13 protein-coding genes are annotated in these 13,207 nt (G+C 39.2%); 6 read left to right on the top strand and 7 right to left on the bottom strand.

What is annotated here, in order from left to right; translation table 11 throughout:
• The first annotated feature begins 312 nt into the window (after positions 1-312).
• Entirely contained in the window at positions 313-1,584 is a 1,272-nt protein-coding gene (locus IAE20_RS14505) for a hypothetical protein (RefSeq protein ID WP_200482665.1), read from the top strand.
• 101 nt (positions 1,585-1,685) lie between these two features.
• Here IAE20_RS14505 and IAE20_RS14500 read toward each other — a convergent pair whose 3' ends face one another.
• The gene (locus IAE20_RS14500; RefSeq protein WP_200482628.1) at positions 1,686-2,264 is read right to left on the bottom strand and encodes a hypothetical protein; all 579 of its coding nucleotides are present in this window, start codon (positions 2,262-2,264) and stop codon (positions 1,686-1,688) included.
• A 319-nt stretch (positions 2,265-2,583) separates the two neighbouring features.
• Here IAE20_RS14500 and IAE20_RS14495 point away from each other — a divergent pair, with 319 nt between their 5' ends.
• Entirely contained in the window at positions 2,584-3,546 is a 963-nt protein-coding gene (locus IAE20_RS14495; RefSeq protein ID WP_200482664.1) for a 2-hydroxyacid dehydrogenase, read from the top strand.
• Between the two features lie 21 nt (positions 3,547-3,567).
• Here IAE20_RS14495 and IAE20_RS14490 read toward each other — a convergent pair whose 3' ends face one another.
• From IAE20_RS14490 to IAE20_RS14480, 3 genes are all read right to left on the bottom strand, one after another.
• Complete coding sequence (locus IAE20_RS14490) at positions 3,568-4,068, bottom strand: hypothetical protein (RefSeq protein ID WP_200461494.1); 501 nt, start codon at positions 4,066-4,068, stop codon at positions 3,568-3,570.
• A 178-nt stretch (positions 4,069-4,246) separates the two neighbouring features.
• Entirely contained in the window at positions 4,247-4,636 is a 390-nt protein-coding gene (locus IAE20_RS14485) for a hypothetical protein (RefSeq protein WP_200482663.1), read from the bottom strand.
• An 86-nt stretch (positions 4,637-4,722) separates the two neighbouring features.
• Positions 4,723-5,595: a LysR family transcriptional regulator gene (locus tag IAE20_RS14480; protein WP_200482627.1), complete on the bottom strand. Its 873-nt coding sequence runs from the start codon at positions 5,593-5,595 to the stop codon at positions 4,723-4,725.
• A 104-nt stretch (positions 5,596-5,699) separates the two neighbouring features.
• On the opposite strand from IAE20_RS14480, the gene IAE20_RS14475 reads away from it, so the two are divergent.
• Positions 5,700-6,623, top strand: a complete 924-nt coding sequence (locus tag IAE20_RS14475) for a DMT family transporter (RefSeq protein WP_200482626.1) — start codon at positions 5,700-5,702, stop codon at positions 6,621-6,623.
• Positions 6,624-6,675: 52 nt separating this feature from the next.
• On the opposite strand, the gene glyS is transcribed toward IAE20_RS14475, so the two are convergent.
• A complete protein-coding gene (glyS, locus tag IAE20_RS14470; RefSeq protein ID WP_200482625.1) occupies positions 6,676-8,742 on the bottom strand; it encodes a glycine--tRNA ligase subunit beta in 2,067 nt (688 codons plus the stop codon).
• Complete coding sequence (gene glyQ / locus IAE20_RS14465; protein ID WP_200482624.1) at positions 8,742-9,728, bottom strand: glycine--tRNA ligase subunit alpha; 987 nt, start codon at positions 9,726-9,728, stop codon at positions 8,742-8,744. Before glyQ ends, glyS begins: the two co-directional genes overlap by 1 nt.
• A gap of 198 nt (positions 9,729-9,926) precedes the next feature.
• Here glyQ and IAE20_RS14460 point away from each other — a divergent pair, with 198 nt between their 5' ends.
• Both IAE20_RS14460 and IAE20_RS14455 read left to right on the top strand, forming a co-directional pair.
• The gene (locus IAE20_RS14460; protein ID WP_200461489.1) at positions 9,927-10,331 is read left to right on the top strand and encodes a lysozyme inhibitor LprI family protein; all 405 of its coding nucleotides are present in this window, start codon (positions 9,927-9,929) and stop codon (positions 10,329-10,331) included.
• A gap of 109 nt (positions 10,332-10,440) precedes the next feature.
• A complete protein-coding gene (locus IAE20_RS14455) occupies positions 10,441-11,541 on the top strand; it encodes an HPP family protein (RefSeq protein ID WP_200482623.1) in 1,101 nt (366 codons plus the stop codon).
• Between the two features lie 105 nt (positions 11,542-11,646).
• On the opposite strand, the gene IAE20_RS14450 is transcribed toward IAE20_RS14455, so the two are convergent.
• Positions 11,647-11,913 carry a PspC domain-containing protein gene (locus IAE20_RS14450; protein WP_200482622.1) on the bottom strand — a complete coding sequence of 89 codons (267 nt, stop codon included), beginning with the start codon at positions 11,911-11,913 and terminating at the stop codon, positions 11,647-11,649.
• A gap of 308 nt (positions 11,914-12,221) precedes the next feature.
• Here IAE20_RS14450 and IAE20_RS14445 point away from each other — a divergent pair, with 308 nt between their 5' ends.
• Positions 12,222-12,920 (top strand): hypothetical protein, encoded by a 699-nt coding sequence (locus IAE20_RS14445; RefSeq protein ID WP_227611101.1) that lies wholly within the window; start codon positions 12,222-12,224, stop codon positions 12,918-12,920.
• The last annotated feature ends 287 nt before the right edge of the window (positions 12,921-13,207 follow it).

The following is a 13,207-nucleotide window of genomic DNA, read 5'->3' as shown; positions in this document are numbered from 1 at the left end:
ATAAAACGTTCTTATCTGAATTTTAGAAAAAATAAGAGTTCAGTTCCTTAACATCTGGGCTTGTTAATGGTTGGTTATAGGGCTTAAATCTTACTCGATTAGGGTGAATTGTGGATAACTTTTTCCATTTTGCTGATAACTTTTGAAGTCGCATTTTTATGAGAGGTGCCAACAAGATTGCAACATTGTGGTAGCTTTTGCCCTGTTTTCTTCGCACAGTCTTTATAAAATAACAGGTTCCGCCATGTTTTGTACCGAATGGAACATTGCATGCGTATACATCAGAGCCAGTCACTATTTTTCGGTAGCCTAATGGACAAGCAAATTATTTTTGAAGACGAACACATACGGGTTATTTTTCTAAAAGGGACATCTCAAGAACTGGTGATTTCATTTGGAGATTTAATTAGTCGTGCCAAAGGTCTGACCATTAATGCTGAAAAATCATTAATCAAATATGATTACAATGTATTGGGTATTATGCCTAAGCTCAAGTCATGGTTTCCACACGCTTCAATGCAACAGATGATGGAAAGTGCGCAGCCGATATTGGAACAATTTAAACATATTGTTGGCTATGGTGGTTCGATGGGCGGTTATGCGGCAATTAAATACTCAAAATTGCTGAAAATGAACCGTATTATTGCTTTTGTACCTCAATTCAGCATTGATCCTCAACAGGTCGAAGATCGCCGTTATGCTGAATTTTTCGATGTTAATCTCAATCGTGATATGCAGATTCAGGCCACTGATATTTCGGCTCAGGCAGAATATATTGTGGTTTATGATCCTTACTACAAAGAAGATCGTGAACATTATTTAAAAATCAAAAAAATTATTCCAGCTCTCTATACACTAAAACTGCCATTTACAGGACATGAAGCTCTTTCTGTGTTAGCAAGTTCTAGTTTGCTCAATGATCTTATTCGTCATCCTTATGATCAAGGCTATTTTTACCAGCAAATGCGAAGTGTAAAGAAAAATAGCAAATTTTATTATCGTACGGTGATTTCAAATTTGATGTCGCGGCATAGCGCGGCACTTGGACGCATTTTACGCAATAATGAGCTTCATCTGGATGATCAATATTTTGATGCCAATTTAAAGCAACTGATCACTCGTGTCATGTTGAGTAAGCGTCAGGTCACAGAACAAGATTTACAAAAATTGGGCATTAAAGTTAATCTTCCGATGTCGCAGCAAGAGACTAATGATCAGTTACAGGATAATTTTGGACATCATCTCGTATTTAATCTAATTAGTCATAAGCTTGAGAGCTATCTGGCTGATGCGGTGCAACTCAATAATAAATACCTGATTAGTATTCATGCTAAAAGCAGTGGTATTGTCAAAATTGTCATTAATGCCGAGCGTTATATTGTGGCGATGAATGACCGGCGTGTCATGAAGCTGTTTAAAGAAGAGGATGCCTTAACCACAGATATGAGTCCAATTTTAATTAAAAAATATGCGGATTATTTTGTACTAAGTTACAAACAGTTAAGTCTAAATAGCGATGAGCAAGGCATTTGTGTCTTTACGGAAAATTCTGTACAAGACGCAGAAAAGTTCAAAACGATTTAATCCTCATTTATTTGAAATAGATAAGACCAAAGGGACGAATTTTCGTCCCTTTGGTCTATTTAGCATGAGTCTTATCAAATCATTTTCAATGCAGCTACAGCCTATCGACCAACGCCGACCTGAGTTTGTACGCCAGCATTACGTGGTGAGATGTTGGTATCTACACCCGCGTTGGCATTCACTGAACCAACCTTGACGCCTGCTTGAGTATTTGCTTTTACGCCTGTTTGTGCTTTAGCATCGCGTTTAGCTTCGGACTGCTTTTTCTTTGCATCCCAATGTGATTCAGCTTTGGCTTTTTCCTCAGCAGTAAATTTTTCAGTGTTGTTTACTGCCTTTTTGGTTCCGCGTTTGGTGTCCTGCCAAGCTTGTTCACTTTTATTGCCCACTTTCTCTGCGGCATTTACAGTTTTATCTTTGGCGCTCACAGCAACATCATGTGTTTTATGCGTAACATGACTACCCGCATCAATTGTAGCATCTGTGGCTTTCACGGCTGTTGAATGCACAGCATGAGCGGTATTGCTGACACCATTTTTCACCCCATTTCCAATGTTGCTTAATAAACCACCAGATTCTACTTGGGCGTTTGCTCCCGCATTAACGGAGGCGTTTTCTGCAAATACTGTTGCAGAAGTTAAAATACTTGCAGCTAAAATAGCAGTTTTCATCATTTTCATTTTTCTTTCCTTTTGTGAATTCACTCAGTTTAAGATTGAGTAATCAACGTCGCTATCATATGCAACAATCCCTAATTTGTGTGACATAATTCAAAAAAATTACACGCATTTAACAACATCAATAAAATCAAGGAGAAATTGTGGAGGATCAAAAAAACCTCATTTCTAAATGAAATATTAAATCATTCATTCAACGTAAATGAGCCTTGACGCATTGTTATTTCGGATAGATAGTCATATGTATATCCCAAAATACCAGCCTTCATTCTTTATGAGGAATGCTGAGTTTTCTATTCAATAATTTACACAAGAGTACATGATGAATTTAACTGCCGCATTTTTGGATTATGGTTCATTAGACATGAATGATCTGGATTTTAGTTCATTACAAGGCTGTTTTAGTGAGCTTCAGTTATATGAAAGTACCGAATCTGATCAAGTACTTGAACGATTAAGCAATGTTGAGGTCGCTATTAGTAATAAAGTCAGAATAGATGCGGAGATGCTCAAGCAGCTTCCTCAACTGAAATTGATTTTGATCTCTGCAACAGGCACGAATAATGTCGATCTGGATGCAGCCAAAGAACAAGGTATCGTAGTGTGTAACTGTCAAGGCTATGGAACGGCTTCTGTTGCACAGCATACCTTGACCTTGATGCTGGCACTTGCTACTTCACTCATTGATTATGATCGTGCGGTCACACAAGGACGCTGGCAACAATCACCGCAATTTTGCTTTTTGGATTATCCGATTATTGAACTTTCAGGAAAGACCTTGGGCATTGTAGGTTATGGTGAGCTCGGACAAGAGGTTGCACGCTTGGCACGAGCTTTTGGTATGCAGGTTTTAATTGCCAATTTACCGAACCGACCGAAACATGCCAATGGTTTAGAACTGCATCAGCTATTATCACAAGTAGATTTTTTAAGTTTACATTGTCCGCTTACAGAGGAGACCCGAAATCTGATTAATGCAGATGCCTTTGCATTAATGAAAACCTCTGCCTTTTTGATCAATTGTGCGCGTGGTGGCATCGTGCATGAAAAAGATCTGGTCGATGCATTAAAACAAGGAAAAATTGCTGGTGCAGCCACCGATGTGTTGAGTGTTGAACCTCCAAAACATGGCAATGTGCTATTAGATGCAAATCTTCCTAACTTAATCATAACCCCGCACTCTGCTTGGGGGAGCGTTCAGTCCAGGCAACGCATGGTGGAACAATTGACTGAAAATGCAAAAGGATTTATCAACGGACAAATCTTACGGCAGGTCAATGCCTGATGCATGATAATCCCCAAAAAATTAAGGATTAGCACTTTCAGGCAGGGGAGCCGTCGAAGTTGCTGAGCTAATAGAGCTTGCAGGCGCAATGGGTGCAGCTACGGCTGGCGTTGGTACAGTGGAAGACTGAGTTAAACTCCCTTGTTCAATCGGAACTGTGCCACCATTCGTGCCTACCACTGCATCTTTAGTTTGTTGCCATTTTTGCTCAGTATAGGTTTTTGCTTCAGTTGCTTTTTCTTGGGCCACTTGGGATTGTTCTGAGCCATAGGTTTTGGTTTCTTGCCATTTCTCACTAATCTTGGCCGAAGATTTATCAGCACCGCGTTGAATTGAATTACCCAAACGACTAATACTTTCTCCAGTCTTATACGTCAATACACGAAAGATATTCGGGTTATCTCCATAAGGCATGGTTTTAGGTTGATCAGATGGAGATGTAGGACTTTCAGTTGCACTGGCAGATATCGGTAGAATAATAGCTAGGCTGAGAGTTGCACTATAAAGGGCGTGCTTAAGCATTTTAGCAATCCTTTTTTCTTGATTCTATGATGTTGGCTATATTAGCGGGATCACGTCAATTTAAGAATAAAAGAGATCAAACTGATACAGCTTGCTACAAGCGATATACAGTGAAGAAAAAATAAGGGAAATGATCAGGATTTGCCCTTAACTCACATTAAGGGCAAAACGGGATACTTTATTCACAAGCCGCAACATTTTCTTTTTTGAAATTGTCACGTAGCGAAAGGAAATTCGCTTGAACTTGTTTGTCATACAGGTCAAAAGACTTGGCTGAACTGGTTCCATCTTTGGCAACAATCACGCTTCCAGCTGAAATCAAGGTATTGCCTTTAAATACCCAGTTCTCGCGAGCGCGAGCTGCATCCATAATACCAGTAAATTCAATATTGCAATGATCGCCCATTTTGATCAGCTTTGCCTTATTATTTTTGGTGTCAGGAAATGCTTTAATGTTTGTGACTTCCTCAATTACCCCTACCGTGGTTTCTGGAAGAGGGGGAGTTGTAGAACACGCAGTGATAGTTAAACAGGCAGCAGTTGCTAAAAAAAGAGTTTTAAGTTTCATCATTCAATTGCTTACATATGTTGTTATTGACTCTAAGTATAACCATATTTGATCGTTCAGCTAGAGTAATGAATGAAAAAATTAAGCTATTTTTTGTTTGAAAATTCTGCTTTTAATAGCTCAATAAATGCTTCTCTGGCTTTATGATGTTGAATATTTTGATGCCATAAAAATTGATTCTGCATAGATGCAAGTTGTGTGAACTGATATCCACAGATGTTAGTCATGATTTTGTATTGCTCAAAAATACTTTGGGGAACTAAAGAAACCCCAGAACCTGCACTTACACAACCTATAATTGTGGCATAACTGGTAATTCCTGTGATTGGGAGGGATAGATTTTTTAGGTTAAGCCATTCTTCCAATGCTGCACGATAAGGACAACCTTCGGTCCACATAAAAATTTCTTTATCGATCAAATCTTCCTGACATTTAATTTCACCAAGAGAGGCAGGCGCAATCAGCACCATATTTTCTTTATAAATTTCGAGTTTATGCAGTAAAGGAAATTGAATTTGTCCAGCTACAATCGCGCCGTCCAGTTTATGTTGAAGAACATCCTGCAATAATTGTTTCCAGGTACCTGTAGTAATTTGGATCAAAACATCTGGATATCGTTGGTGATATTTTGCCAGTAAACGGGGAAGGCGAGTCGTAGCGGACGATTCAATCGCTCCGATTCTTAATGGGCCCGATGGAGCACTATCCGGATGAATACTGCGTTTGGCTTCGTCGCATAATGCTAAAATTTTTTCACAATATTCTAGAAAAACCTCTCCTGATGCAGTTAGTTTCAAGGTCTTTCCTTCACGCAAAAATAAAGGAGCTTTGAGTTCTTCTTCAAGCTTTTTTATACGTATAGTGACGTTAGACGGAACACAATGCAGTTTAGTGGCCGCTTGTACCATACTGCCACACTCCACAATGCTTTGAAAAATTCTGAGCTGTTGGATATCCATATTTTATGATTGAATAAAAATGAATGATAAGCTTAATATAAGTTAATTTTACTTAATCATCTATTTCTTTATGATGCAAAAAAGACTAAGTCTGGTCGTGTTTAATGCATCATTTCGCCTTTTCATTTCTGAAAAATCAACAACTCAAACTTTATTTCTCTATTGCTTTAGTCGTGATCTGCTGGGGCTATTCACCTGTAGGTGTGCATACGGCTTTATTGTTTTATTCTCCTGAACATATCGCGCTCTTACGTTTTATGGTTGCCTCAGGCATTTTAGGGATAATTGCAATTCATAAAGGAATTATGATTCCAAGAACACGTGATATTCCAGTGTTTCTAATCTTGGGGCTTTTTTCCGTGACCTTGCATCATGTGTTGATTAATACTGGACAACAATATGTCACAGCAACTGCCTCGAGTATTTTAAGTCAATCCATTCCACTTTTTACCCTAATCATTTCAGCATTAGTTTTTAAAGACACCATCTCCCTCAAACAAAGTGGTTGTATTTTAATGGGATTAGCTGGTGCAATTTTAGTGGTGAGTGGCGACCATGGACTAGATTTGCCCAATTTCCATAGTGTATTGATTCTCTTGGCGGCGATGTGTTGGGCTATTTATTTTGTACTGTATAAAAAGTTTGATCTTCCTTATGACTCAATTAGCATGATGTGTTATGTGATTTGGTTCGGAACCTTGCCGTTACTGGTTTATAGCCCTGATGTGATTTTACAAATTCAATATGCGAACTGGCAGGCAAATATTGCAGTGTTACTCTTGGGGCTTTTCCCAAGTGCTTTAGCTTACTTACTTTGGGGATATGTACTTAAACAGATGCCTTTAATGCAGGCTTCAAATTATTTGTATAGTACGCCTTTAGTGGCCATGAGCATTGCCATCCTATTTTTGGGCGAACGACCATCGATTTATGTTTTGATGGGTGGTGTGATGATTGTAGGAAGTATTGGATGGATGAATTGGAAAAATAAAGTGATTGAATCTGTTCAGAAAACTACAATAGTTTAATAAGAATTAAAAAATGCCTCAATTCAGAGGCACTTTTTGATTCTCATATAAATTATTGCAACATGCTTACATCCGCAATTGCCGTAAATAAACCACGTAATTGCGCGAGTAAACGTAAACGATTGGCTTTCAGTTGAGGGTCTTCCGCCATCACCATAACGTTATCAAAGAAAGCATCAATTGGTGCACGTAAAGACGCTAATTGCGACAATGCATCGGTATAGTTATGTGCTTCGAGTAAGGGTTGTACCACAGGACCAATACTTTGAAGGGCAGCAAATAACTCTTTTTCCGCATTTTCAATTAATAAACTAGTATCCACATCACCCGTGATTTGACCTTCTTTGGCCAGAATGTTGGCGACACGTTTATTGGCAGCCGCTAAAGCTTGTGCTTCTGCTAAAGTCTTGAAATGATTCACGGCTTTAACGCGATGATCAAAATCCAGTGGAGATTTTGGAGACAATGCCTGAACGGATTGAATTACATCAATCGCAACACCTTGATCTTCATACATGGCGCGATAACGTGCTTCAATAAAGTTCAATGCTTCATGTTGAGCTTTGACAGGTTCACGTAATTTGCCATGATAGTTTTCAGAAGCAATTTTGGTGAGTTCAACCAATGGCAAGTCTAGGCCTTTTTCAATCAATAGACGCAACACACCAATCGCGGCACGACGTAAACTAAACGGGTCTTTTGAACCTGTGGGTGCCTGACCAATTCCAAAAATACCAACCAATGTGTCTAAACGATCTGCCAATGCAAGGGCAGTCCCTGTTTTGGTTTGCGGCAACACATCACCTGAAAAACGCGGTAAATATTGTTCAGCAATCGCATCTGCTACTTCACTTGGTAAGCCTTCCAGACGTGCATAATAAGTCCCCGCAGTTCCTTGTAACTCAGGGAACTCACCGACGAGTTCAGAGGTCAAATCACATTTCGCTAAAAGACCTGCTTGTTCTGCGGCTGCGCTATCACCATGAGTTAAAGTGGCAATCTGGCTTGCTAACTTGGCAATACGCTGAGACTTATCCCACAGTGTTCCGAGTTCAGCTTGGAATACCATATTGGCTAACTTGTCTTTACGGCTGGCAAGTGGTTGTTTTTGATCCTGTAAAAAGAAGAATTCGGCATCACTTAGGCGAGGACGTACAACTTTTTCATTCCCTTCAATAATTTGGGTTGGATCTTTCGATTCAATATTGGAAATGGTAATAAAGTACGGTTGTAACTTACCTTCAGCATTAACCAGACAGAAATATTTCTGGTTGTCTTGCATGGTGGTGATCAAGGCTTCTTGAGGAACGGCTAAATAGCGTTCTTCAAAAGTTGCACGTAGTGCAACAGGCCATTCGACCAATGCCGTGACTTCGTCCAATAAATCTGAAGGTACAATTGCAGAGGCGTTGACTTCATCCGCCAATTTTTTGACTTGTTGTTGAATAGTCGCTTGACGTTTTTCAAAATCAGCCACCACATAGGCATTTTCAAGTGCTGCCAAATAATCATTAGCATGACCCAATGTAATTGCTTGAGGTGCATGGAAACGGTGACCATAGGTCACATTTGCTGCTGGATGATCCTGAATTGTAGCTTGAATGACCTGATCATCTTTGAGCAAAACCACCCATTTTACAGGGCGTACAAACTCAGTACGGCTTGCCGCAGAGCGCATCCGTTTGGCAATAGGTAAATGATCTAAAGCAGTTTGCAAAATATTGGGTAATAATTCATCTAGGCTTTGGCCTTTAATGTCTTTGTAATAGCAGACTTTCTCAACTTTACCTGCTTGAAAAGTTGACACCTGAGCCGCCTCAATGCCTTGACCACGCATGAAACCTTCAAGCGCTTTAGTAGGTTTACCTTCACTATCATAGGCTGCCTGAAGTGCAGGACCATCAAAACGTTTTTGAGTGTCTGCCTGTGCGCCATCGACATCAATAATTTTGAGGGCAAGGCGGCGTGGTGCTGCATGGGCTTCGACTGCTGTGAAGTTTAAACCAGCGTCAGTTAAACCTTTGATCGTTTCTGCTTGTAGTGCATCACGTAATGTTTTTAAATTTTTGGGTGGCAACTCTTCGCAGCCAAGTTCAAATAAGACCGTATGTTGACTCATTATTTGTTCTCCGCTTTTTGCGCTTTCGCTGCATCGCTTTCTGCTTGTGCTTTTAATTGAGCTAAAACTTCATCACGTAAATGTGGCTCTGCCATTGGGAAGCCAAGTTCAGCACGAGCTTGAACATAACTTTGTGCAATAGCGCGTGCTAAAGTACGTACGCGTAAAATGTATCGTTGACGCTCAGTCACCGAAATTGCCCCACGTGCATCAAGTAAGTTAAAGGTATGCGATGCTTTAACCACTTGTTCATAGGCAGGCAAAGAAAGTTTTGCTTCAATTAAACGAACTGCTTCTGACTCATAAAAATCAAATAGCTCAAATAATTTATCGACAGGTGCATATTCAAAGTTATAGGTCGATTGTTCGACTTCATTTTGATGGAACACGTCGCCATACGTTACGGTTCCAAATTGACCTTTCGTCCAGACCAAGTCATAAACTGAGTCGACACCTTGTAAATACATGGCCAAACGTTCAAGACCATAAGTGATTTCACCAGTGACAGGATAACATTCAACACCGCCAACCTGCTGGAAATACGTAAACTGGGTCACTTCCATGCCATTTAACCAAACTTCCCAGCCTAAGCCCCATGCACCTAGGGTTGGAGATTCCCAGTTATCTTCTACAAAGCGAATATCGTGGGTGAGGGTATCAATCCCAATCGCTTTGAGTGAGTCTAAATAAAGTTGTTGAATATTGTCCGGGTTTGGCTTTAACACGACTTGAAACTGATAATAATGTTGCAAGCGGTTTGGGTTCTCGCCATAGCGGCCATCCTTCGGACGACGCGAAGGTTGCACATAAGCAGCATTCCATGTTTCAGGACCGAGCGCACGTAAAAATGTTGCGGTGTGGAATGTCCCAGCACCCATTTCCATATCATAGGGTTGTAATACGACGCAGCCTTGCTCCGCCCAATAGTTTTGAAGGGCAAGAATTAAGCCCTGAAAGGTATCAATATGCGATATGGCGCGACTCATGGTGCATCCACTAAAAAATCAAAGAAAAATTGCGTTCAAGTATAAGGATTTTAAAGGGGAGTGGCAAAGATTTCTGCTGAATTAATGCTTGCATTTTTATAAGATCAAAAACCAATAAATAATCTGTGGGTATTTAAAACCTTTATGTTAATTTACTCTGAATACGATACCGACACCGCATGACTTGAGATGAAGTTCATGAATAAAAATCTAAAAACTTATGCTTTTATTTTATCCAGTTTGTTGATGAGTCAAAACCTTTGGGCGCAAACTGAAACAGAACCAGACTTATACAGCCAATGTTTGGACGAAACCATACAGGAGCAGCATTTACCTAGTATTAATAATGCTGTGGTAGACGTTTGTAGTGAACATGCCCGACGAATTTATGAAAAGCAAATTGTGCAATTGTTGGATCAAATTAAAAAAACGGGGAATTCTGAACGTTATAGCAACATTATGAAATCGCAAAAGCTTTGGAAACAATATGTTGATCAAGAGTGTCAGAATGCAGGTGATTATATCGGTTCTCCAATGTATGGATTCTGTCCGATGTCAGAATATCAAAATCGAGTGAAGCAATTGGGTGAATACGTGAATTAAAAGTCATTAACAAGTTTTCTCATAATCATAAGATATAATACAAATACATATTTAAAATAAATCCGCTTATAATTTTGCGACTCAGGCAAGATCAATACCTAGGTGAATTGTGAGCGGTATACAGCAAGATTGGCTTTCGGCCTTAAAACCAAACTTCAAAGTTCTTCCTTTAAAAGAACGATTATTATGCGGTGTTGGTGCATTATGCGGCCTAGCGATTTCTTCCCTAATTAGCTGGTATATATTGGGTGGAATAAATGCCTGGTATATTGCGCCGATGGGTGCATCTTCTGTCTTATTGTTTGCTGTCCCCTCAAGTCCATTGGCACAGCCTTGGAATGTAGTCATTGGCAACACGATAGCAGGGATCATTGGCGTAGCGTGTTCTACATGGATTCCTGATCTTACTGGGGCATTTAGTTTTGCCGTAGGTTTGGCAATATTTTTGATGATGACGACGGATTCATTACATCCTCCAAGTGGAGCAGTTGCAATGACTGCTGTTTTAGGTGGAGAAACAGTTCATCACTTGGGTTTTAACTTTGTGATTTATCCTGTTTTACTTAATTCTGTACTATTGTTGGCATTCGCCTTACTTTTTAATCGCTTGATTGGGCGACATTATCCTTATCCGAAACATGTCAATGAACGTTCCAGTGACCCAACGCCCACACAAAAAGTGAGTATCCAGCCTCAAGATATTCAACGTGCGCTGGATGAACACACTGAATTATTGGATATTAGCCAATACGATCTGGAAAAAATTATTCTCGAAGCACAAGAATTAGCCAATGAAAGACAGGTCAATATTTACGTGTGTCAGGATATTATGAGTAAGGATGTTATCACTCTTGATGAGAATGACGATATTCATCAGGCTTTAAATAAATTTAAACACAATAATTTAATGAGCTTACCTGTGATTCAGGGAGAGGGCCGTATTGTTGGAACTCTGGCTTTATATGAGGTCGTAGAGTGGTTTAAGCGAGCGGCAGATCCGAGAGCGTCTTGGGAACATTTAGTTAAACAGATTATGAATCGTAAAGTGGTCACCGTTACGCCATTGCAACCTATTCAGGATCTAGTGCCTTATTTTGTGGAAAAATCTTTTAATTATATTCCTGTGGTTGAAGATCAAAAATTGATTGGTATTATCAGTCGTGCCGATATGATTGCTGCATTACAACAGCAGCTCAATCAGATTAAATAAGGATTGGACTCAGTAGAATTAAAATTTTAAAAAAAAGCTACGATTGTATTTTAGGGGGATCACAATCGTAGCGACCAAAATAACGAGGTCAAATAGTGTGGAGAATTAACGTCTAATTCGTTGCTCTTCATTTACCGTACGAATCGGGTGATACGAGTCCTGCTGATATTGCAGGCGTTCAGTTTTTTTTGGCATGACTAGCCATAAAACTAAATAAACTAAAATGCCAGGGAAAGCAGCACTCATCACTGAAATCAGGACGAAAATAACCCGTAATAAATTTGCATTCCAACCAAAACGTTCAGCAATACCGCCCATAACACCGGCGATCACATGTTGTCGGTTAGAACGATATAAACCAGTATTGGCCATTCAGAAGATCTCCTTAGATAAAAGTAACTACATACGCAATCAAATAATTTTTGCTATGTAATGTATAAAGTGGGGAGAATTTATATGCTTTAAAGGCAGCAAAACTAAAAAATCGTTATTTTATGTAAGTAAAATGACTTCATAAAAGCTGAAATAGATAAACTTGCACCAATTTCAAGCAGAAATTGAATTCGTTGAATTATATCAACCTCTCATTATGAGATTTGAAACATAATCATGGTCTTAACCTTATGATATAACGGTCTTTTTTCTAAAAATAAGAAAAAAGGCGGTAAAGATGCTTATCTATGTTTTATTTTAAATTTTCCTTTGCCAGTCTCCCAGTTGTGCAGCAGCGTTTATTGTTTGTACTGTTATTAAGTCTGGGATTGTCGGCATGCGACCGACAGTCATCTGAACACGACATTATGTCTAATGATCGTGCTGGGGTATCTTCTGTGGCGCTAGATTCATCTCCTAAAGATGAACAGGGCAGTAAACTGGTGGATGTTGCAGGACAAGCAACCTTGCCTGCTGAAAGCATAGCCTCTGAAAAGAAATCAGCTTTATTGTCTGATGATGCATTGAAATATGTAGGGCGCTATCACGCGCATATTCGTTGTACTGATCCATTTGCGCGTTGCAAAGGGAACACGGGTGAAGTCGACTATATTTTAAATCTATTGGAGGATGGTTCTGCTTATCGTCAGCGAGTGAGTTTAGGACGTCTGAAAATAGATGATAGCCAGAATACCAAATCTTACCGACATGATAATTGGATGATGGATCAACATGGGACTCAGCATGAAATTGTGGTGAGTGTCGCAGCTGGAGGAAATCTCTATTTCACGGTGAATGATCAGAATCATTTAAAAATGAATCTCACCAAAACCATGAATGATGATCGTGGTGAAAATCGTCAGCAATTAGGTGAGAGTTTTATTTTGCCTCAGCAAGCGTATATTCTCACACGAATTTACGATACAAAAATATCGAATCAACCTTGAATAAAAAAGTAGTCTCTTTGAACCTTACTCATCAGTGAAGGATGTTTAGTTTAATTTTTAATCTCAATATCCTTTTTTATATTTTAAATTATTTATAAATCAATATCCTATAATTAAATTTGTGTTTTTATGCTAAAAATAAAGTTTAAAATGACAAGATTTAAACGGGTCTCTTTTCTAAGATGAAAATAAAGAATAGACACAGCGAAAAACCATGCTGCACAATATTGATAATATATTAGAACACTTAGGTTTAGGAACCCTACACCGCACTCTTCATGTCCAAT

The sequence above is a fragment of the Acinetobacter sp. S54 genome, from assembly GCF_016624945.1.
GTDB lineage: Bacteria > Pseudomonadota > Gammaproteobacteria > Pseudomonadales > Moraxellaceae > Acinetobacter.
Note: the sequence above shows the minus strand (reverse complement) of the source record. Positions and strands in the feature narration are given on the sequence as shown.